The following is a 21,484-nucleotide window of genomic DNA, read 5'->3' on the forward strand; positions in this document are numbered from 1 at the left end:
TGTTTCCTTTTTGTTTTTTTTCTATTCCTTACGGCTCTTTGTCTGTTCCTTAATGTTCTTTATCTATTCCTTACAATTGTTTGTCTATTCCTTAACGTTCTTTTTCTACTCCTTATGGTTGTTTATCTATTCCTTAGCGTTCTTTTTCTATTCCTTGCGGGTTTTGTTTTATTACTTATTGTTAATTGTTTGTTTTTGCTAATCGTAAAATGTCTCCGAATACTCCTCTGGCTGTAACTTTTGATCCTGCTCCTGCTCCTTGTATTACTATGGGTTGTTCTACGTACGATTCTGTATATATTTCAAATATGGCGTCGGAGCCTTTTAGGCTTCCTAAGGGTGAGCTTTCTGGTACTGATACTAGTTTTACGTTTAGTTTTCCTTTTGATTGTTGTAGGTCTCCATGTAAGTCTCCTATATATCGTAGTACGTGTTTTTCTTCTTGTGCTTCTTTTTGTTGTTGAAATGTTGGGTTTAGTTTTTCTAAGTTTGTTAGAAATTCTTTTGAAGGTATTTCTCTAAATTCTTCTGGTATTAGGTTTTCTATTTGAATATCTTCAAACTCGTTTTCTAAATCTAATTCACGTGCTAAGATTAATAGTTTTCTGGCTACGTCGTTTCCGCATAGGTCTTCTCGTGGGTCTGGTTCGGTAAATCCACTGTTAATGGCTTCTTGTAACACGTTTGAAAATGGTACGTCTTCTGCTGAAAACTTATTAAATAAGTAACTTAATGATCCTGAGAATACTCCTCTTATTCTTGTAATGTTTTCTCCTGAATCGTGTAATAGTTTAATTGTATCTATTAATGGTAAGCCTGCTCCTACATTTGTTTCATAGAGATAACTCTTCTTATTTTTATCTAAGGTTTTACGTAACTCTTTGTAAAAATCGTACGAAACTGTATTTGCTATTTTGTTGGAAGAGACTAAGTCAAATCCAGCATCGACTAACGGAATGTAATTTTCTATAAAGTCTAAGCTTGCTGTATTATCTACAGCTATTAAGTTTTCTAAATGGTGTTCTTTTGCATAATCGATTACAGTATCAACTGTATGCTTATCTTCTACTGCTTTTTCAAGCTCATTCGACCAAGTGGTTCCTATTCCATTTTTTGCTAACAATACTTTTTTAGAGTTTGCTATGGCAAAGATGTTTAGTTGGATTTTTCTTCTTTCTAAAATTGTTTTTGAGTTTTCTAAAATTTGCTCTATTAGTGTTCCTCCTACTAATCCTTTACCAAAAACGGCTATGTTTATTTTTTTTGCTACTCCAAATACTTGACCATGAATTACATTTAGTGCTTTGTGTAGTTGTTCTTTTTTTACTACTAAGCTTACGTTTTTACCTGTTATTGTGTTGTTAAATAACAAGGGAACTATTTGGTTTTTAATTAATGTGTTATATGGGTGATGAAATTCACTTAAGTCTTGCCCAATGATAGAGATTACTGATACTTCTTCTAGTATGGTTATTTGGCTTACATCTTTTGTTTGTAAGTCGTTTTCAAATTCTTGTTCTAGGGCTTTTACTGCTGCTGCTGCGTTGTCTTTATCTATTACTAAGCCAATTCCTCTTTCTGAAGAGCCTTGTGATATTATACTTACACTAATTCCGTTGTTACTTAATGCTTTAAAAATACGAGCGTCTACTCCTACTTTTCCTAATAGTCCTCTTCCTTCAAAGTTTATTAAGGCTACGTTATCTAATACTGATAGTGACTTGATTCCTTTTGATGTTGATTTGGCTGTTATAAGTGTTCCGTTGTCGTTTGGGTTAAAGGTGTTTAGTATTCGAAGGTTTATGTTTTTTTCTAATAGTGGAATTATTGTTTTTGCGTGTAAAATAGTTGCTCCGAAGTTTGCTAATTCGTTGGCTTCTGAGAATGATAATTCTTCTATTTTTTTGGCGTCTGCAACTAAATCTGGGTTTGCGGTAAAAATACCGTCTACGTGTGTATAGTTTTGCAGTTCTTCTGCATCTAAATAGTTTGCTAGTAACGAGGCTGTATAGTTGCTTCCGTTTCTACCTAAGGTGGTTGTTTCGTTTTTTAGGTTTGATGCTATAAACCCTGCTACTACGTTTACTGTTGTTCCGTTGTGTTGTTTAAAGTGGTTTACTACGTTTTCTTTTGATATTGGTATTATTGATTGTCCGTTACCTAAGCTTTCGTCTGTTTTTAATAAGTTTCTGGCGTCTGTAGCGTTTGCGTTAATGCCTTTTTGTTGTAGTAGGTCGGTTACTGTTTTTATAGATAATAACTCGCCTTGTGCTAGTACTTCGTCTTTTATTTTTTGGCTATAGTCTCCTAATAAACTAACTCCTTCAAATAGTTTTTCTAGTCTATCAAATTCGGTAGTGAAATTTACTAACGGGGTTAATTTTGTTTGTTCGTATTTAAATGTTTCTAATTGTTCTTTAAATGCTTCGTTTTTGGCTGCTTTTTTTAAAATTTCTTCTAATTCATCGGTTGCTTTTCCTCTTGCAGAAACAACTACGGCTATATTTTCTCCTTCATTTATTTTTTGTTCTATGATTGTTACTACGTTTGATATGCCTTCGTTGGATAATGATTTACCGCCAAATTTTAAAATTTTCATTCTTTTATTGGTTGATTTTTGATTGAATATCGGTTCAATAATTTTTTCTAGTTGTTTGTATTCTATTAAGAAAGCGTCGTGTCCATGGTCTGAATTAATTTCATTATAGGTTACATTTGCATGGGCAGATGCTAGTTGTTTATGTGTTTCTCTGTTTTCTTCGGCAGTAAAAAATAAATCGGAATCTACACCAACTATATGGATGTCTGCTTCAATGGTTTCTAACACATTTAGTTCTTCTCTTCCTTTGGTTACATCAATGGTTTTTAATAATTGATTCATTAATTTGTAAGAGGCTAATTGATAGCGTTCTTGCAGTTTTTTTCCATGGTGTAACAGCCAGCTTTCTACATTAAATATTTGTAACTCTTCGTTTTTGGAGCGTTGAAATCGTTTTTTAAATGATTCTGGGGTTCTGTAACATAGCATTGCGTGCATACGTGCATCGTGTACAGGGTTGCTAGAGTTTGTTAGGAATTGTTCTTGTATTTGACAGTTTGCTATTAACCAATCAGTCGATTTCCAGTCGGTCGCAATAGGTATTAAGTGTTTTGTTATTTTTGGGTTTAATACTGCCATTTCCCATGCTATTCCTCCTCCTAATGAGCCTCCTATTAACGCATATAGTTTTTCAATTTTTAGTTGTTTTAGCCCTTGTAAAAAAATGTTTGCTACATCGCGTGCTATAAAGCTTTTATAATTATCTATTAAAAAGTCGTCGTATCCATTTCCTGGGATATTAAAGCATAGAACTGTATATTTATTCGTATTTATAGTTTTGTTTTTACCAACTAAGTCTTGCCACCATCCATCAGTTCCTGTTACATTGCTGTTTCCTGTTAGTGCATGGTTGATGAGCACCACAGGTGCAGTGTCCAATTCTTTTCCGAAGGTTTGGTAGCTTAACGGAATTTTTTTGAATTGTACACCGCTTATTGTGGTATAACTAAGAATGTGTATGTGCTGTAAATCACTTTTCATTATTGATGTCTTTATGTTGGGCTTTACGCTAAATATTTTGTTCGTTCTCGATACTTGCTTGGTAAACTCGAACTGACAACAAAAGGGTCTTGCTTTACTTTTTAATGTAATTTTAAGCTACTACTTCTTTAGAGATTTTAGCAAATGCTTCTTGTAAATCGTTTTTTAAATCTTCACTATTTTCTAAACCAACTGATAAACGGATTAAGTCTTTGGTTACTCCTGCATTGTTTTGAGCTTCGTCACTTAATTGTTGGTGTGTTGTGCTTGCTGGGTGTATTATTAATGATTTTGTATCTCCAATATTGGCTAGTAGTGAAAATAGTTTGGTGTTATCTGCAATGGTTTTGGCTGCCTCATAGCCTCCTTTTACACCAAAAGTTACTAATCCGCTTTGTCCTTTTGGTAGGTATTTATCTGCTAAAGTTTTGTACTTGTTGCCTTCCAACCCTGGATAGTTTACCCAAGCTACTTGTTCTTGTTCTTGTAACCATTTTGCAATAGATAACGCATTTTCACTGTGTTTTTGAATTCTTACTTCTAAGGTTTCTAATCCTTGAATGATGTTGAATGCGTTTGTAGGACTCAAGGCTCCTCCAAAATCACGCAATCCTTCTAAAATTAGTTTAAACGTGTACGATGCGGCTCCTAATGCTTCGTTATATACTAGTCCGTGGTATCCTGCTGATGGTTCTGTAAACTCTGGGAACTTGCCATTTACCCAGTTAAAGGTTCCTGCATCAATAATGGCTCCTCCTAACGAGTTTCCTTGTCCGCCAATGTATTTTGTTAGGGAGTGAATTACGATGTTTGCTCCATGCTCTATTGGGTTTAATAAGGCAGGTGTTGCTACGGTATTATCTACAATAAACGGAACTTCTGCTTTTTTTGCATGTGCTGATATCGCTTGTAAGTCTAACACATCTAATTTTGGATTTCCTAACGATTCTACAAAAAATGCTTTGGTGTTTTCTTGTACAGCTTCTGCAAAGTTATCTGGGTTTGATGCGTCTACAAATGTTGTGGTTATTCCTAATCTTGGTAGGGTAACGTTTAGCAAGTTATATGTTCCTCCATACAAGCTGCTTGAAGCTACAATGTGATCTCCTGCTTTTAGTAAGGTTAATAATCCTGTTGAAATTGCTGCCGTACCTGAAGCAAAAACTACGGCACCAATACCGCCTTCTAAAGCGGCTAAGCGTTCTTGTAAAATTTGATTGGTTGGGTTGTTTAGTCGCGTGTAAATGAATCCTAGTTCTTTTAAAGAAAATAGGTTTGCTGCGTGTTCTGAATTGTTAAAAACATACGATGTTGTTTGATAAATAGGAACTGCTCTTGTTCCTCCATTTTGTGTTACATCGTGACCTGCGTGCAACGCGTTTGTTGCGAATTTTTGTGTACTCATTTTTCTTGTTTTTTGAGTTAATACTTGATTCTCGTTTCCGCGAGAATGACATTTTCAAAGGAAACCCAATACTGCGCATTGTGAATCGTTTTGAGATTAAACCAAAAGCCAAAACACATCTTTGTTAGATGTTGCTTACTAGAAAAATGTTATTAAGAAATTATAAGAAAGTTCTTGTAGAAAAAAGAAATTTCTTTGGGTTATCTATCCGTGAGTTTTTATGCTCTGGTAGAATTTAGCACCTTCTTTGTTTGCACAAAGGGTTGCTAAGGTTTCATAGGGTCTAATCCCTCCACCTTTCTTGATAACATCGTCAATAAGTGTTTGAACTTTTACGAGTACAAATATTCAATTATAAAAATGGATTTTCCAAATTTATTTTGATTTTTATTTAAAAAAGAGTTTTGAATTATTTTCAACAAAACAAAATAGAATACTGATTATCAGTATTTAAATAAAATCAACCTAAATAAAAAGTTTAACATGTTTTTTATCTTAAGAACTACAAGATAACATAGAACATCCTACTTTATTTCGAGCCCATTCTGGTCGTTTTACAAACCATTTTTCGTATTCTGGCTGCTCATCGTAAGGATTTTTGAGCAGTAAATATAACTCATTTAACAATACAAAATTATTTTTATTTGCATCATCAATGGCTAATTGTGCCATGTAATTTCTGAGCACATATTTTGGGTTTACGGTATTCATTTTTGCTTTTCTTTCTTCATCTGAAACAGTTTCATTTTGTAATCTGTCTATATAATTTTGAAACCAGTTTTCCCAAGATTTTTTTATTTCGTCTACAACTTCTGAAGGTGTATAAAATGCTTTTTTTATTTTTTTTATTGCCTCCTCTTTGGTGTCATTTTTTGAAATGTTTGACAACAATCGGAAAAAAATAGTCATGTCTGTTTCTGTTTTTTGAAGTACTTCTTCAAGGTTTGAAACTAATGTTCCATCTAATTCTTGTGAAGAAAAAAGCCCTAATTTTTCTCGCATCATTTGCATGTACTTTTCAGGAAACTGCTCTTGATAATTTTCTAAAACAGCTTCTAAAGGTTCTGCTTCTTCTATTAGCGGATATAAAGCATTTGCTAACTGATATAAATTCCATAAAACTACCTCTGGTTGCGCACCATATCGATAACGTTTATGGGTATTATCAGTTGTATTTGGCGTCCATCCGTGATCGTAACCTTCTAACCATCCGTAAGGTCCATAATCAATGGTTAAACCAAGAATAGACATATTATCTGTATTCATTACCCCATGTACAAATCCAACACGCTGCCAATGAATAACCATATCTAAACTACGTTCAGCTACTTCCTTAAAAAAGGACACGTATGTTTCTTTTGAAGGTTCTCCTAAATGAGAAAAATGATGTTTAATTGTATAATCAACCAGTGTTTTTAATGTTTTTATATCTCCTCTGGCAGGAAATATTTGGTAGTTTCCAAAACGTAAAAAAGAGGCTGCTGTTCTACATACGATTGCTCCTTTTTCATACGCAGCGTTTCCGTCATATAGTACATCTCTTAGTACTTGATCTCCTGACAGTGCCAATGATAATGCTCTTGTTGTAGGTACACCTAAATGATACATAGCTTCACTACACAAATACTCACGAATAGAGGAACGTAACACTGCTAATCCGTCTGCATTTCTCGAATATGGTGTCTCTCCTGCTCCTTTTAACTGCAATGCCCATTTTTTGTTATCATGAACTACTTCAAACAAATTAATCGCTCTACCGTCTCCTAATTGTCCTGCCCAATGTCCAAATTGATGTCCGCCGTAGCACATGGCATACGGTTGTGTATTTTTATATACATCATTCCCTGTAAAAATGTTCTTGAATTCATCTGAAGCTATTGCTGTTTCTGAAAGCCCTAATTCTTTAGCCATTTCATCCGAAATATGAATTATTTTTGGATTGGACGTTTTTTTAGGTGTTACATACGAAAAACAAGCTTCTGTAACCTGTCTTCGTGTATTTTCTTGAATTGGGTCAGCTGGTAATTCTTCGGTAAAGGTATTTTGTATATTGAATTTCAACACGTTTTATTGTTCTTTTAATTTGTTTGCGTATAGTTTTTTCAATTTTGCCAATTTAGGCGAAATAACTACTACACAGTACATTTGATCTTTGTTTTTTTCATAAAAGTCTTGATGACTCTCATCTGCTTTATGAAATGTAGATGCTTGGCTTATTTCTGTTACAATTTCATCTTCATAATAAGGTACCAGCTTTTCTACTACTTTTTCAGCAATTTGTTGTTGTTCTTGTGTATGATAAAAAATTACAGAACGGTATTGTGTTCCTACATCAGCTCCTTGCCTGTTTAACGTTGTTGGATCATGGCTTGTCATGAACATTACCAATAACTCTTCATAACTTATTATTTCAGGATTAAAGGTTGCTTGTACTACTTCTGCATGTCCTGTTAAACCTGAACAAATTTCTCTATAGGTTGGTGTTCCTGGTACAGTACCGCCCATGTAACCAGATACTACTTCTTCTACTCCTTTTATTTGATTTAAAACAGCTTCTACACACCAAAAGCAACCGCCACCAACGGTTATTACTTCTAATTTATTATTTGTCATTTCTCTCCTTTCTTTATTCTGTATCTAAAATCATTGAAGCCGAGTTAATGCAATAACGCAATCCGCTAGGTTCTGGTCCGTCAGGAAAAACATGTCCTAAATGAGCATCACAAGTATTACACATTACTTCCACGCGTACCATACCAAAGGTAGTATCTTTCTCATACTGAATAGAGTTTTCTTTTATAGGTTGTGTAAAACTAGGCCAACCAGTACCTGAACTAAATTTAATCGTTGAATCGAACAAAGGTGTGCCACAGCATACACATTTATATTTTCCAGCATCATACACACTACACAATTCTCCTGAATTTGGTCTTTCTGTTCCTTTTTGTCTAGTTACTCTAAACTGTTCTGGGGTTAAAAATTCTTGCCATTCTGCTGCTGTTTTTTCCACTCTTTTATCAGGTGTTGGATTACCATTAACAGCAAAATTAATTACATCTTTCCAAGTTAAAATTTTGTCGTTCATCCTGCTCTTTCGTTTTATTTAACTTATTAGTAGTTTCTTTTCTTTGTTACTTACAAAGCTACGATTCATTATTAACTATACTCATTTTAATTTCTATTATCTATAAAAGATATTTTCATCTTTTATAGTTCTACCTGATTTTTATCATGTTTTATCCTAGCATTTATCTAGAAATTTGGACTAATGTTAATTAAAAAATTATGAAAACCTCAAAAATTATAATAGCATTGCTCTTTTTTGCTACCACTACAACATTTGCTCAATTAACAATTGATGCAGAACTACGTCCGCGTGCTGAATATAGGCATGGATTTAAAACTTTATTTCCTGATAATGCCAATCCTGCTCTTTTTGTTTCTCAAAGAACTCGATTGAACACTACCTATAAAACTGAAAAATTAAATTTTTATGTTAGTTTTCAAGATGTTAGAGTTTGGGGAGATGTTCCGCAATTAAATACTACTGATAATAGTGGTTTGAGTGTACACCAAGCTTGGGGAGAAATACTTTTAGACACAAACTTTTCTGTAAAACTAGGACGACAAGAGGTTATTTATGACGATAGTAGAATTTTTGGTAATGTTGGTTGGGCACAACAAGCTCGTAGCCATGATATGGTAATGCTGAAGTATAAAAAAGATAGTTTTAAGTTTGATGTTGGTTTGGCATTTAATCAATCAAAAGAAAACCTAACAGGAACAAATTTAACTACACCAAATACGTATAAAGCTATGCAATATGCGTGGTTACATAAAGATTGGAGTGACTTTTCTGGTAGTTTCTTGTTCTTAAACAACGGTATGCAATCTCCTAACGGACTTAAGTATAGTCAAACCATAGGAACACATTTAACTGCAAAGAAAGATAAATTTACTATTGCTGCTAACTTATATTATCAATTTGGTAATGATGTTTTAAATAGAGATTTAAATGCTTATTTACTTGGTTTAGAGGCCATACTTAAAGCTTCAGAAAAAGCAAAGATTGGTTTAGGAGTTGAATTACAAAGTGGTAATGATTACAATACTTCTGCTGATGAAAACAATGCTTTTACTCCTTTTTATGGAACCAATCATAAGTTTAATGGTTTTATGGATTATTTCTACGTAGGAAATCATATAAACAGTGTTGGTTTGTTAAACCTCTATGCAAAAGCTAATTTTAAATTAAACTCGAAATCTGGTTTAACAGCTTTTGTTCATAATTTTTCTGCTGCTGCAGATATTAACAACTCAGTTTCTAACCAACTAGGTACTGAAGTAGATATTGTATATGGATATAAGTTTACGAAAGATATTGGTTTTAAAGCTGGATATTCTCACTTATTTCCTTCTGAAGGAATGGAGGTCTTAAAAGGAAATTCAGATAGTAACACAAATAATTGGGCTTGGGTTATGGTAACTATTAAACCGACTCTATTCACATCTAAAAACTAGAAATTATGGTAGTATCAAGTAACAAAACAGTAGCTGACTATGTGACTGAAAATATAAAAACAGCACATATTTTTAAGAAATACGGAATTGATTTTTGCTGTGGTGGAGGTATATCTGTTGAAAAAGCTTGCGCAAAAAACAATGTAGATCAAGCAACTCTTGAAAAAGAATTAGCTGAAGTTGATGTAATAAAAGATGTTATTGAGGATTATGATAAATGGGAGTTAGATTTTTTAATGATTTACATTGAAAATATACATCATACCTACGTAAGAGAAAGCCTACCTATCATTTCTCAATATGTTAACAAAGTAGCTAAAGTTCACGGGCATCATTATATTGAAGTAGTAGAAATAAATCAATTATTTCATGAAGTAGCCAATGAGCTACTATCACATATACAAAAAGAAGAACAAGTATTATTTCCTTTCATAAAACAATTGGTACAAGCTGAAAAAGAAGGCACAAAAAATACAACACCTCCTTTCGGAACTGTAAATAACCCTATACAAATGATGGAGCATGAACATGAGAGTGCAGGTAATGTTTTTAAAAAAATAGCTAGACTGTCTAATAATTATACACCTCCTGAGGGAGCTTGTAATACATTTAGAGCTTTGTATGCTAAACTAGATGAGTTTGAACAAGATTTACATAAGCACATACATCTTGAAAACAATATTTTACACCCTAAAGCAATTCTTCTAGAAAAGAAAATATCTTAATCAATAAAAAGGAGTAGCTAATTAACTACTCCTTTTTTATTTCGTTTATAACTTAGTAAATCTATTAAAAGCTTCTCGTTCTAATTCTTCTCTAAAATTAGGATGAGCTATAGAAATTAATGCTTTTGCTCGTTCTTTTAAACTCTTTCCAAATAAATTCACTACACCATATTCTGTTGCTACATAATGTACATGGGCTCTTGTAGTTGTAACTCCTGCTCCTTCTTTTAAAAACGGAGTAATTTTAGAAACTCCTTTCGCTGTTATTGAAGGCATTGCAATAATCGCTTTCCCTCCTTTTGACAAGGATGCTCCTCTAATAAAATCCATCTGTCCTCCTACTCCTGAGTATTGATATTTCCCAATAGTATCAGCACAAACTTGTCCTGTTAAATCAATTTCAATGGCACTATTAATTGCGGTTACTTTTGGGTTTAATTTAATAATAGAAGTATCGTTTGTATACCCTGCTTCTTTAAAATGCACCAACGGATTATCATCTATAAAATCATACAATTTTTGAGAACCTACAGCAAAGCAAGTAACTATTTTTCCTGTTTTTATTTCTTTTTCTTCCCCTGTAATTACTCCTTTTTCTATTAGGGGCAATACACCATCTGAAAACATCTCTGTATGAATTCCTAAACGTTGATGGTTGGTTAAATTATGTAATACAGCATTGGGTATGTTTCCAATTCCCATTTGTAAAGTAGCTCCATCATCAATTAATCCTGCAACATTTTTTCCTATCTTAATTTCTATTTCTGAAGGTGTTCCTGTAATAGATTCATGAATTGGTGAGTTTACTTTCACTGCATAATCAATATTACTTATATGAATTATACCATCTCCATGAGTTCTTGGAACATTAGGATTTACTTGGGCTATTACAGTTTTAGCGGTTTGTATAGCTGGTAGTGTAATATCTACTGATGTTCCTAAAGAACAATATCCGTGTTTATCAGGTGGAGAAACTTGGATAAACGCAACATCTAATGGATAAATATTACGACGAAATAACCAATGTATTTCACTTAAAAAAATAGGAATATAATCTCCATTATTCATATTCACCCCTTTCCTTACATTATCACCCACAAAGCAACTTATCAATCTGAATGATTTACTATAAGGTTCTTCTAAATACTTCGCTTTACCATGTGTATGAATTTGAATAATTTCTACATTGGTTACCTCTTGGTAGCGCTCACACAAAGTATCTATGAGTAAATTAGGAGTCATTGCTGCCCCTTGAAAAAATATTTTATTATTTGATTTTACAATAGCCACAGCTTCTTCGGCAGTAACAATCTTTAAATTTTCTGACATTTTATTCAAAATTTTATAGGTACAAATATCATAAGAAAGTACAATTTAATTAATGATAAAAGTCATGCTAACTAAACTAATTTACAAACCTATTTCGCACTATTATCAATATTAAAATACCCTCCTTTATTTTCTTTTCTTTCTAATGATTGGTTAATAATTAAATATGCTATAGTAACCATATTTCTTAACTCACAAAGAACAGTGGTGATTTTAGATGTTTTATACAGTTTCTCTACCTTATTGTAAATGATATCAAGCTTTTTTTTCGCTATTTTTAATCGCGTATTACTTCGTACAATTCCTACATAATCTCTCATTAAAATTTGTAGTTCTTTTAAAGAATTTTCAATTACTGTTATTTCTTCATTTAAAAGAATGCCTTCATCATTCCATTTAGGTATCTCAATAGGTAAGTGAATCGAATTATTTTCTGATAAAAACTTAAAAATATTATGAGCATACACCAAAGCTTCTAACAAAGAATTAGAAGCTAATCTGTTAGCTCCATGCAATCCCGTTCTTGAAGCCTCTCCACAACAAAATAAATTTTGAATAGTTGTTTTTCCATATTTATTAACCACAATACCCCCGCATAAATAATGAGAAGCAGGTACTACTGGAATCCAGTCTTTAGTAACATCAATACCTAAGCTTTTACATTTTTGATAAATAGTTGGAAAATGTTTTTGAAACGCTACAATATCTAAATGCGTACAATCTAAAAACACACAAGAGTCTCCTGATTTCTTTAGTTCTTTGTCTATAGATTGAGAAACGATATCTCTTGACGCCAATTCTGCTCTAGTATCATAGTATAGCATAAATCGATGTCCCTTTTTATCTCTTAAATAGGCTCCAAAACCTCTAACTGCTTCGGATATTAAAAAAGATGAACCTCCTTCTTTATTATACAATACAGTTGGATGAAATTGAACAAACTCCATATCTTTTATTAGTGCTTTGGCTCTGTACGCCATTGCTATACCATCTCCAGTGGCAATTATAGGGTTTGTGGTATGTCCGTATACTTTTCCTATTCCTCCAGAAGCAAGAATCGTATTATTCGCTCTAACCGTAAAAATTGTTCCTGTTTTCTCATCTAATACATAAGCACCATAACATCTTGTTTCCTTCTTTTCAATTGACGTTACCTGGTGTTCGGTAATCAAGTCGATAGAAAAATGATGCGGCAAGAGTTTTGTGTTTTTTAATTGATGAATGCGTTGTAACAAAGCTCTTTCAATTTCATATCCTGTAATATCTTTATGGTGTACCACACGATATTCTGAATGACCTCCTTCTTTGCCCAAATCGAATTTCCCTGCTGTATTTGTGTCAAAATTAGCTCCCCAAGTAATCAGTTCATTAAACCGTTTCGGTCCCTCATTAACAACCATTTCAACAACGGCTTCATCACACAAACCATCACCAGCTATTAATGTATCCCGAATATGTTTTTGAAAAGAATCTTCTTCTTTATTTAAGACAACTGCAACACCTCCTTGTGCATACTTGGTGTTTGATTCATCTTCATCTCCCTTAGTTATGATGGTTACTGTTTTATTAGAAAACCTTTCAGCTATCTTTACGGTAAAGGTCAATCCCGCAACTCCAGATCCTATTACTAAATAATCGGTTGTTATCATTTATTTTGAAAGTTCTAACATACGTTGAATTGGTACTAATGCCTTTTCTCTAATATTTTTTGGTACCTCAATTTTGGGGCTTTCATTTAACAAACAATCGTATAACTTTTGCATAGTATTTACTTTCATATAGGCGCATTCACTACACGCACAAATATTGTCTTCTTTAGCTGGAGCAGGAATTAATTCTGTGTTTGGAACTTCTTGTTGCATTTTATGTAAAATTCCTGCTTCTGTTGCTACGATAAACTTTTGATCGAAATGTTCTTTTACATACTTTATCATTCCCGCAGTAGAACCAATATACGTTGCTGTTTTTAAAATATGTTCTTCAGATTCAGGGTGTGCGATTATTTTATAATCAGGATATTTTTTATGTAACTCTATCAGTTTATCTATAGAAAAAGCTTCGTGTACTATACAACTACCATCCCATAATAACATATCTCTACCCGTTTGTTTTATAATATATTTTCCTAAATTTCTATCAGGAGCAAAAATAATTGGAGTTTCTTTAGGTATAGATGCTACTATTTTTAATGCATTTGAAGAAGTACATACAATATCTGTCAATGCTTTAACTTCTGCACTACAATTTACATAAGTTACTACTTTATGATTAGGGTGCTCTTTTATAAATTTTTCAAACTCTCTAGGTGGACATGATTCTGCCAAAGAACAACCAGCATTTAAATCAGGTAGAACAACAGTTTTTGTTGGATTCAAAATCTTAGCTGTTTCTGCCATAAAGTGTACTCCTGCAAATACAATTAAGTCTGCATCTGTTTCAGCTGCTTTTTGTGACAACCCTAAACTATCACCTACATAATCTGCTACATCTTGTATTGCTGTTTCTTGATAATAATGAGCAAGTATAACTGCATTTTTTTCCGACTTTAAACGCGTAATCTTATCTTTTAATGTCATATGTATTAATAATTCTTGGTGCGAAAGTAGTTGAACAGTAAAATTTAAAACATGATATTAATCATACTACTTTACATCCTCTAGGTCTCTTATTCTGTCTTAAAATCAGTCCTGTGAATATTTTTCAAGTTGTTTGTCTAAATACTTCCAACAGTTGGTATTAATACTCTCATACATTTCTATAAGTTCCAAACCATGTTTAGTTAATGTAGTTCCACCTCCTCCTAATCCACCCGATACTTTAACTACAACTGGTTTTTCTGCTTTCTTATTAACAGAGTCAATTAAATTCCAAGCTTTTTTATACGACATACCCAGTTCTTTTGCCGATTTTGATAGTGATTTAGTTTCTTTGATAGACTTCAATAGTCGAACTCTTCCTTCACCTAGAAAAGTAACATTATCTACTTCTACCCATATTCTACTTTTAATTTTATATGTCATAAGTTATAATTGAACTAAAGTTCAAAATTAAAAACTCACCTTTTTTTTATTTATGAGGCTAATCATAAACAACAAATTATTTAAACTAATTATAAATTACTCTTGTTTAAAATTGAAAAAAGAAAACAGGAAGTCTTTAATCACCTTATTTTTAGAACTATTCGTTGTTTCTAAAAAAACATAACGAACTGATAAACTATAAGTTATGACAAATATCATTTTTTTCGTAACCATATATTTATTAATTTGTTAAAGAAATTAACAACTATTTTATGCCTATAAAAAGTTATTTAGCACATCCTCATGATGGCAAAAAAGATGAGCTTATCAAAGCTTTATCAACCTTAAATGAATGTGAAGTAATTCCTGCTGAGAATAAAGATGTTTTGGTAGTAGTTACTGAAACAAAAACCAAAATAGAAGAAGAAAATTTAAAACAAAAATTAGAAACCATTAGTAGTTTAAAACTATTAGCTATGGTTTCAGGATTTAATACACCCTTAAAGAATTAGCCCATGTACACTTCAACAACAAACAGACGAAGTTTTATAAAAAAGATGGCAGTATTATCTGCCATGACAGCAGCAGCTACTATGTTTCCAGGAATTATGTTTGCTGGCGAACAAGAAGAACAATTACCTAAAGGAGGGAATTTAGATTGGAAAAAAGCACCTTGCCGATTTTGTGGTGTGGGATGTGGCGTGATGGTTGGTGTTGAAAACGGTAAAGCAGTCGCAGTAAAAGGTGACCCTAAATCTCCAGTTAACAAAGGTCTATGCTGTGTAAAGGGATACCATTCAGTAATGGCAATGTATGGTAAAGACCGTTTGACAAAACCTCTAGTTAAAAAGAATGGTAGATATGTAGAAACCTCAATGAAAGAAGCGTTAGATTTAATTGCTTCAAAAATGAAAGAAACCATTAAAGATTATGGTAAAGATGCAGTATCTATTTATGGTTCAGGTCAATGGACCATTCCTGATGGATATGTAGCTTCAAAACTTTTCAAAGGATGTATAGGAACTAATAATGTTGAGGCCAATGCACGTTTATGTATGGCGAGTGCTGTTACTGGTTTTTTAACTTCTTTCGGAATTGATGAACCAATGGGTTGCTATGAAGATATTGATCATGCCGATGTTTTTGTGCTATGGGGAAATAATATGGCGGAAATGCATCCTGTATTATTTTCTAGGTTATTAGATCAACGCTTAAAAAGAGGTGTAAAAATCATCGATTTTGCTACCCGTACTACTCGTACTAGTATGGCTGCGGATAAATCTATTTTATTTTTACCTCAAACCGATTTAGCAGTTGCCAACGCTATTTGTTATGAAATTATAAATAATGGCTGGGTTAATAAATCTTTTGTTGAAAAACACTGTAACTTTAATAAAGGATTGACCAACATGGGATATGGTTTAGAGGATAAATACAAGTTTAAGGATAAACCAGAAAAAATTAATTTTGAAGAATACAAAAAATTTTTAGAAGACTATACGCCCGAAAAAGTAGAGAAAATTTCTGGTGTTTCTGCTAAAGATATTAAGTACATGGCTGCTTACTATGGTGATCCTAATAAAAAAGTAATGTCACTTTGGTGTATGGGACCTAACCAACACAGTAGAGGTACTTGGATGAATAATTTAATATATAATATTCATTTACTTACAGGAAAAATATCTACTCCAGGTAATAGTCCTTTCTCATTAACAGGACAACCTTCTGCTTGTGGTACTGTAAGAGAAGTAGGTACCTTAACTCATAAACTCCCTCATGGTGTGGTAATGAATAAAAAACACCGTGAATTTGCCGCTAAAATTTGGGATGTTCCCTTAGAAAATATAGACCCTAAACCAACCTATCATACCGTTGAAATGTTTAGAGCTTTAGATCGAGGAGATATTCGTTTTATGTGGATTCAGGTAACGAATCCAATGGTAACCATGCCTAAATTGAAACGTTATAGAGATGCTGCTAAAAAAGAAGGACGATTTATCGTCGTTTCTGACATTTACCCAACACCAACAACTGATATAGCAGATGTTATTTTACCTTCAGCAATGTGGGTAGAACGTGAAGGAATGTATGGTAATTCTGAACGTAGAACGCAATACTTTGAGCAAATGGTACAACCACCAGGAGAAGCCATGAGTGATACCTGGCAATTAGTGGAGGTTGCAAAAAGATTAGGATACGAAAAACAATTCTATTATAAAGAAGATTCTCATATCGAAGAAATTTATGCTGAATATCGTAAACACCACGATAATAAAAAGCATAATATGGCTCCGTTAGAAGTTTTAAAAGAAAACCCTGGAATGCAATGGCCTTATGTTGATGGAAAATCTACTCAGTGGCGTTTCAATGCTAAATATGATCCTGCCTGTAGCAATGGGGAAAAATTCCATTTCTATGGAAAACCTGATGGAAAAGCTGTCATTTGGCAACGTCCATATGAACCAGCTGCAGAAGAGCCAGATGCTAAATATCCATATTGGTTAAATACTGGACGTGTCGTTGAACATTGGCATACAGGATCTTTGACAAGACGTATCCCTGTATTACATAAAGCAATGCCTCATGGTTATGTAGAATTAAATCCTGTTGATGCAAAACGTATGCAAGTTAAAACAGGAAACATGGTAAAGCTTACCACCCGTAGAGGAACAATAACATTACCTGCCTCTATAAATGAACGCGGAGTACCAGCGCCTATGCAAGTGTTTGTTCCGTTTTTTGACGAAAATATGTTAATTAATGATATCACACTCGACTCTTTTTGTCCAATATCAAAAGAACCAGATTATAAGAAATGTGCGGTTAAAGTAGAAAAAGCTTAATATTATGAAAAAACGTTTAGGCATCATATCGCTTTTCATTATTCTCTTTATTGCCTTTATTACTGTATGGAACTATAGTTACTATCAAGGACAAGAAGAAGCTTACATTCCTATTGAGAATAACCAACCAACTCCTATAATCCCTTCAGAAGCAGGTGTTTTTGAACGATCAAAGTATGCGTTAGATTATACTAAAATGCCAGTAGACGAAACGCATCAGCGAACCATGAAAAGCTATTATGATAATAGAGCTTTTCATGGAGCACCTCCAAGCATACCTCATGAAGTAAGTAGTGGTGAACGTAGTATGGGAGAAAATAATTGTTTAAAATGTCATGAAAATGGTGGGTATGTAGAGAAGTTCAAAGCATACACGCCTGTTACTCCTCATCCAGAAAAAGTGAATTGTCGTCAATGTCATGTACCACAAAAAACACAATCATTATTTAAAGAAACAAACTTTAAAAGAGGAACTATTCCTGTTGTAGGTAATAATAATGCACTAGCAGGTAGCCCACCTATAATTCCGCATCAATTACAATTAAGAGAAAACTGTTTAGCGTGTCATGCAGGATCAAGTGCTCCTAAGGAAATCAGAGTAACACATCCGGAAAGGGTTAATTGTAGACAATGTCATGTACCTAATAACAAGGTTACCGAAGACATTGGTAATTTCATCAGAAAAATTGAAAATTAATGAAAAAACACAAATATATAAAGTTCGTTTATTTCGCTTTTCTATTCACATTTTTATCAATTTCATGCAAGCATAAAGAACATGAATACCATAGTATTACAGATAAAATAGAAACCGAAAGTAAAAACTATAACGGAGTTTCTATTTCTTCCGAAAAATATTTAGAAGGAATGAAAATGATGGAGGTTACAGAAAATGATATCACTTTTTTAATTCCAACAAGAAAAGATAAAATTAAATCCTATAAATGTACTGAGTGTCATACACAACCTTTGATAAAAATGCAAACTAAAGATATAAAAAAGGCACATTGGAACATTAAATTAAATCATGCAGCATTAAATACAATGAATTGTATTACCTGTCATGATAGTAATAATATGGATAAACTAAAGAGTATAACGGGGCATTCTATTGATTTAAATAAAAGCTATAAACTGTGTAGCCAATGCCATCAAAAACAATACAAAGATTGGACAGGAGGTGCTCACGGAAAACGAATTGAAAGTTGGGCTTCACCAAGAGCTTCTATGACCTGTGTTAATTGTCATAACCCACATTCACCTAACTTTGACACTAAGTGGCCTGCAAGATTTAATACTCAAAAAGTAAAAGAACGTAAATAATTTTTAGGCATGAGCAATAACAAAAAAAAATGGTTTACTCTAAACCTAAATAGTAAACATAAACAAAAAAATAATTCTTGTGGTTGTGGAAAAACATCTGGAGGTTGTAATTCACATACCCAGAAAGAAGAACTGAATGAACAAGAGTTTTATAAAGCAGCGGTAAATGCTTCTATAGGAGAAGAGAAGCACAAAGATGGTTTTGATCAAGTATTTGATGTCAAGATGGATAGACGTTCTGCTTTTAAAAAATTAACTGCAAGTTTATTAATTGGAGCTGGAGCAGTTTCTTCATGTACAAGTGTGACTTCTAGCGATGAATCTAAAGAAAAAGCTCAAATAGATTGGGAGGAACAGTTTAAAGGTAACTATAAACTAATGACAGATGAAGAAAAAGAAGCAACTGTAAATCGTTTAATGCGTTCGTACCAATTACGTACCGGAAAAACAATAAATATGTCTTCTAAAAATGCTGAAGAAGATGTATTGTTTGGATACGCTTTTAACATTTCTAAATGTCAAGGGTATATGGACTGTGTGAGTGCTTGTGTTGAAGAAAATAACCAAGACAGAAATTCACAAATGCAATATATCCGAATCCATGAAATGAAAGATGGTAAAGGTTTTAATTTCAATGAAGCTGATGACAATTATTATCATGAAGTTCCTGCGGAAGGTCATTTTTATATGGGAACTCAATGCTTTCATTGTGATAACCCACCATGTGTAGAAGTTTGTCCTGTACAAGCTACTTGGCGAGAAAAAGACGGATTGGTAGTCGTTGACTACGATTGGTGTGTAGGTTGTCGTTATTGTATGGCTGCATGCCCTTACGATGGTCGTCGATTCAACTGGAGTAAACCAGAAGTACCTGAAGAGGAAATTAACCATAATCAACATTATTTAGGAAATCGAATGCGAAAAAAGGGAGTCATGGAAAAGTGTACTTTTTGTGTTCAACGCTCTAGAGCAGGTAAAAATCCTGCATGTGTGGAAGCTTGCCCTACCGGAGCACGTATTTTCGGAAACTTGCTCGACCCTAAGAGTACCATTCGATGGGTATTAGAAAACAAAAAAGTATTCAGATTAAAAGAAAATTTAGGTACCGAACCAAAGTTTTGGTACTTCATGGATTAAAAAATATACAATGAGAAGACTTAAAGTTTTTACAAGTTTAGTTAAAGGCAGTTTAGATATTATTACTAAAGGTTCAAAAAAATATCACCTTTGGATGGCTTTTTTAACCCTAGTCATCCTCATAGGAATGTATTGTTATTCAATTCAGTTAGAACACGGATTAAGCGTTACGGGAATGACGGATAGAGTAAGCTGGGGATTATATATATCTAACTTTACGTTTTTAGTAGGAGTTGCAGCCGCTGCCGTTATGTTAGTAATGCCTACCTATGTATTAAAAGATATTGACTTTAAACAAGCCGTTTTAATTGGTGAAGGTTTAGCCGTTGCAGCACTAATTATGTGTTTAGCCTTTGTTGTTGCTGATATGGGAGGACCTTCTGTTTTATGGCATATGATTCCTGGTTTTGGTGTTTTTAATTTTCCTAATTCCATGCTTACTTGGGATGTAATTGTATTAAATGGATATTTGTTTCTAAACATCACCATTCCTTTTTATATATTATTCAGACACTATCAAGGAAAAGAAGCAAAAGCAAATGTGTATGTACCAGGAGCTATATTATCTGTTTTTTGGGCGGTAGGTATTCACTTAGTTACAGCATTTTTGTATCAAGGTTTACAAGCACGTCCTTTTTGGAACAATGCTTTATTAGGACCTCGATTTTTAGCCTCTGCATTCGCAGCTGGTCCAGCTTTAATTATTTTAGTTTTAGCAATCATTAGGACCTTTACTACATTTAAAATTGAAGATAAGACTATTAAGAAAATAGCAATGGTAGTTACTGTTGCCGCTCAAATAAATATTATAATGCTAGTCTCTGAATTGTTTAAGGAATTTTACGCTCCAACACATCATAGTGAAAGTGCTTATTATTTATTCTTTGGTTTAGATGGAAAAACAGCATTATTACCATGGATTTGGACTGCTATTTCATTAAATGTCTTAGCTACAATTATTCTAACTTTTCATAGACTTAGAAACAATTTGAAAGTATTATATTTTGCTTGTTTTATATTATTTATAGCTATTTGGATTGAAAAAGGGTTTGGTTTAATTGTACCGGGTTTCATTCCTGGTCCTTACGGAAAAATAGCTGAATACACTCCTACTGGAATAGAAATAGGTGTTACTTTAGGTATTTGGGCCTTAGGAGCTCTTATATTCACTATTTTAGCAAGAACAGCCATTGGTATTGAAACAGGTAAATTACGTTACAAAAATTAAATTATACTTTATTATAAACTAAAAATCCTATGAATTTTAAAACTCATAGGATTTTTAGTACCTGATTGTATTTAGATCCACAAAGCCAAATACTGTAATGTTTACATTACTTTTTCTTACGTTTATACTTCTTTTACGCATCTTCGAAAACATCTCTTTATACATGTACTCACTACATATTACACTTCCTATTACTTAAAGAGGGGATTATCTTAATAAGTTAATTACTTACCTATAATTATCTTAAAGCTTTAGTCAGGTTAAGTAGCAATAAAATATTGAAGTTAAAATAGGTGCATAAAAAAACCTCAATCTTTTAAAGATTGAGGTTTATAAAGAAAGGCAACGACCTACTCTCCCACCATTGGCAGTA

The 21,484-nt window shown here is 33.1% G+C and carries 17 protein-coding genes and 1 riboswitch; of the genes, 8 read left to right on the plus strand and 9 right to left on the minus strand.

What is annotated here, in order from left to right:
* Nucleotides 1–181 precede the first annotated feature (181 nt).
* The 5 genes from thrA to msrB all read right to left on the minus strand — a co-directional run bounded on the left by thrA (nucleotide 182) and on the right by msrB (nucleotide 8,058).
* Nucleotides 182–3,580: a bifunctional aspartate kinase/homoserine dehydrogenase I gene (gene thrA / locus MK851_RS11465; RefSeq protein WP_320244046.1), complete on the minus strand. Its 3,399-nt coding sequence runs from the start codon at nucleotides 3,578–3,580 to the stop codon at nucleotides 182–184.
* A gap of 112 nt (nucleotides 3,581–3,692) precedes the next feature.
* Nucleotides 3,693–4,985 carry an O-acetylhomoserine aminocarboxypropyltransferase/cysteine synthase family protein gene (locus MK851_RS11470; protein ID WP_320244048.1) on the minus strand — a complete coding sequence of 431 codons (1,293 nt, stop codon included), beginning with the start codon at nucleotides 4,983–4,985 and terminating at the stop codon, nucleotides 3,693–3,695.
* Between the two features lie 197 nt (nucleotides 4,986–5,182).
* Nucleotides 5,183–5,296, minus strand: a riboswitch (SAM riboswitch).
* Nucleotides 5,297–5,480: 184 nt separating this feature from the next.
* Entirely contained in the window at nucleotides 5,481–7,046 is a 1,566-nt protein-coding gene (locus MK851_RS11475) for a protein adenylyltransferase SelO (RefSeq protein ID WP_320244050.1), read from the minus strand.
* Between the two features lie 6 nt (nucleotides 7,047–7,052).
* Nucleotides 7,053–7,598, minus strand: coding sequence for a peptide-methionine (S)-S-oxide reductase MsrA (msrA, locus tag MK851_RS11480; RefSeq protein ID WP_320244052.1), 546 nt, complete (start codon nucleotides 7,596–7,598; stop codon nucleotides 7,053–7,055).
* Between the two features lie 13 nt (nucleotides 7,599–7,611).
* Entirely contained in the window at nucleotides 7,612–8,058 is a 447-nt protein-coding gene (gene msrB, locus MK851_RS11485; protein ID WP_303508456.1) for a peptide-methionine (R)-S-oxide reductase MsrB, read from the minus strand.
* 212 nt (nucleotides 8,059–8,270) lie between these two features.
* Here msrB and MK851_RS11490 point away from each other — a divergent pair, with 212 nt between their 5' ends.
* Together MK851_RS11490 and ric are read left to right on the plus strand one after the other, a co-directional pair.
* Nucleotides 8,271–9,506 (plus strand): alginate export family protein, encoded by a 1,236-nt coding sequence (locus tag MK851_RS11490; RefSeq protein ID WP_320244054.1) that lies wholly within the window; start codon nucleotides 8,271–8,273, stop codon nucleotides 9,504–9,506.
* 5 nt (nucleotides 9,507–9,511) lie between these two features.
* On the plus strand, nucleotides 9,512–10,231 hold the full coding sequence (gene ric / locus MK851_RS11495) for an iron-sulfur cluster repair di-iron protein (protein ID WP_320244056.1): 720 nt from the start codon (nucleotides 9,512–9,514) through the stop codon (nucleotides 10,229–10,231).
* Between the two features lie 45 nt (nucleotides 10,232–10,276).
* Here the strand turns inward: ric and MK851_RS11500 are convergent, their stop codons facing one another.
* The 4 genes from MK851_RS11500 to MK851_RS11515 form a co-directional block, all read right to left on the minus strand.
* Complete coding sequence (locus MK851_RS11500; RefSeq protein WP_303508429.1) at nucleotides 10,277–11,560, minus strand: acetyl-CoA hydrolase/transferase family protein; 1,284 nt, start codon at nucleotides 11,558–11,560, stop codon at nucleotides 10,277–10,279.
* An 89-nt stretch (nucleotides 11,561–11,649) separates the two neighbouring features.
* Complete coding sequence (nadB, locus tag MK851_RS11505; RefSeq protein WP_320244059.1) at nucleotides 11,650–13,209, minus strand: L-aspartate oxidase; 1,560 nt, start codon at nucleotides 13,207–13,209, stop codon at nucleotides 11,650–11,652.
* Nucleotides 13,210–14,136: a quinolinate synthase NadA gene (gene nadA / locus MK851_RS11510; RefSeq protein WP_320244061.1), complete on the minus strand. Its 927-nt coding sequence runs from the start codon at nucleotides 14,134–14,136 to the stop codon at nucleotides 13,210–13,212. It abuts the gene before it with no gap.
* Between the two features lie 105 nt (nucleotides 14,137–14,241).
* Complete coding sequence (locus tag MK851_RS11515; RefSeq protein WP_320244062.1) at nucleotides 14,242–14,580, minus strand: LysR family transcriptional regulator; 339 nt, start codon at nucleotides 14,578–14,580, stop codon at nucleotides 14,242–14,244.
* Nucleotides 14,581–14,852: 272 nt separating this feature from the next.
* Here MK851_RS11515 and MK851_RS11520 point away from each other — a divergent pair, with 272 nt between their 5' ends.
* From MK851_RS11520 to dsrP, 6 genes are read left to right on the plus strand one after another with little or no spacing between them, the layout of a single operon-like run.
* Nucleotides 14,853–15,092, plus strand: a complete 240-nt coding sequence (locus MK851_RS11520; RefSeq protein ID WP_303508438.1) for a hypothetical protein — start codon at nucleotides 14,853–14,855, stop codon at nucleotides 15,090–15,092.
* 45 nt (nucleotides 15,093–15,137) lie between these two features.
* Complete coding sequence (locus MK851_RS11525) at nucleotides 15,138–17,423, plus strand: molybdopterin-dependent oxidoreductase (protein ID WP_320244064.1); 2,286 nt, start codon at nucleotides 15,138–15,140, stop codon at nucleotides 17,421–17,423.
* A 4-nt stretch (nucleotides 17,424–17,427) separates the two neighbouring features.
* A complete protein-coding gene (locus tag MK851_RS11530) occupies nucleotides 17,428–18,120 on the plus strand; it encodes a nitrate reductase cytochrome c-type subunit (protein ID WP_320244066.1) in 693 nt (230 codons plus the stop codon).
* Nucleotides 18,120–18,746 (plus strand): multiheme c-type cytochrome, encoded by a 627-nt coding sequence (locus MK851_RS11535; RefSeq protein ID WP_320244068.1) that lies wholly within the window; start codon nucleotides 18,120–18,122, stop codon nucleotides 18,744–18,746. Before MK851_RS11530 ends, MK851_RS11535 begins: the two co-directional genes overlap by 1 nt.
* Nucleotides 18,747–18,755: 9 nt before the next feature.
* Nucleotides 18,756–19,883 carry a 4Fe-4S dicluster domain-containing protein gene (locus MK851_RS11540; protein ID WP_320244070.1) on the plus strand — a complete coding sequence of 376 codons (1,128 nt, stop codon included), beginning with the start codon at nucleotides 18,756–18,758 and terminating at the stop codon, nucleotides 19,881–19,883.
* 10 nt (nucleotides 19,884–19,893) lie between these two features.
* Nucleotides 19,894–21,111, plus strand: a complete 1,218-nt coding sequence (gene dsrP / locus MK851_RS11545) for a sulfate reduction electron transfer complex DsrMKJOP subunit DsrP (RefSeq protein WP_303508448.1) — start codon at nucleotides 19,894–19,896, stop codon at nucleotides 21,109–21,111.
* Nucleotides 21,112–21,484 lie beyond the last annotated feature (373 nt).

This window comes from Tenacibaculum sp. 1B UA (genome assembly GCF_033978845.1).
In the GTDB taxonomy this organism is placed as follows: domain Bacteria; phylum Bacteroidota; class Bacteroidia; order Flavobacteriales; family Flavobacteriaceae; genus Polaribacter.

Coding starts and splice junctions, on each gene's coding strand:
- thrA (WP_320244046.1), bottom strand. CDS start 3,580: ATGAAAAGTGATTTACAGCACATACACATTCTTAGTTATACCACAATA.
- MK851_RS11470 (WP_320244048.1), bottom strand. CDS start 4,985: ATGAGTACACAAAAATTCGCAACAAACGCGTTGCACGCAGGTCACGAT.
- msrA (WP_320244052.1), bottom strand. CDS start 7,598: ATGACAAATAATAAATTAGAAGTAATAACCGTTGGTGGCGGTTGCTTT.
- MK851_RS11490 (WP_320244054.1), top strand. CDS start 8,271: ATGAAAACCTCAAAAATTATAATAGCATTGCTCTTTTTTGCTACCACT.
- ric (WP_320244056.1), top strand. CDS start 9,512: ATGGTAGTATCAAGTAACAAAACAGTAGCTGACTATGTGACTGAAAAT.
- MK851_RS11500 (WP_303508429.1), bottom strand. CDS start 11,560: ATGTCAGAAAATTTAAAGATTGTTACTGCCGAAGAAGCTGTGGCTATT.
- nadB (WP_320244059.1), bottom strand. CDS start 13,209: ATGATAACAACCGATTATTTAGTAATAGGATCTGGAGTTGCGGGATTG.
- nadA (WP_320244061.1), bottom strand. CDS start 14,136: ATGACATTAAAAGATAAGATTACGCGTTTAAAGTCGGAAAAAAATGCA.
- MK851_RS11515 (WP_320244062.1), bottom strand. CDS start 14,580: ATGACATATAAAATTAAAAGTAGAATATGGGTAGAAGTAGATAATGTT.
- MK851_RS11520 (WP_303508438.1), top strand. CDS start 14,853: ATGCCTATAAAAAGTTATTTAGCACATCCTCATGATGGCAAAAAAGAT.
- MK851_RS11525 (WP_320244064.1), top strand. CDS start 15,138: ATGGCAGTATTATCTGCCATGACAGCAGCAGCTACTATGTTTCCAGGA.
- MK851_RS11530 (WP_320244066.1), top strand. CDS start 17,428: ATGAAAAAACGTTTAGGCATCATATCGCTTTTCATTATTCTCTTTATT.
- MK851_RS11535 (WP_320244068.1), top strand. CDS start 18,120: ATGAAAAAACACAAATATATAAAGTTCGTTTATTTCGCTTTTCTATTC.
- MK851_RS11540 (WP_320244070.1), top strand. CDS start 18,756: ATGAGCAATAACAAAAAAAAATGGTTTACTCTAAACCTAAATAGTAAA.
- dsrP (WP_303508448.1), top strand. CDS start 19,894: ATGAGAAGACTTAAAGTTTTTACAAGTTTAGTTAAAGGCAGTTTAGAT.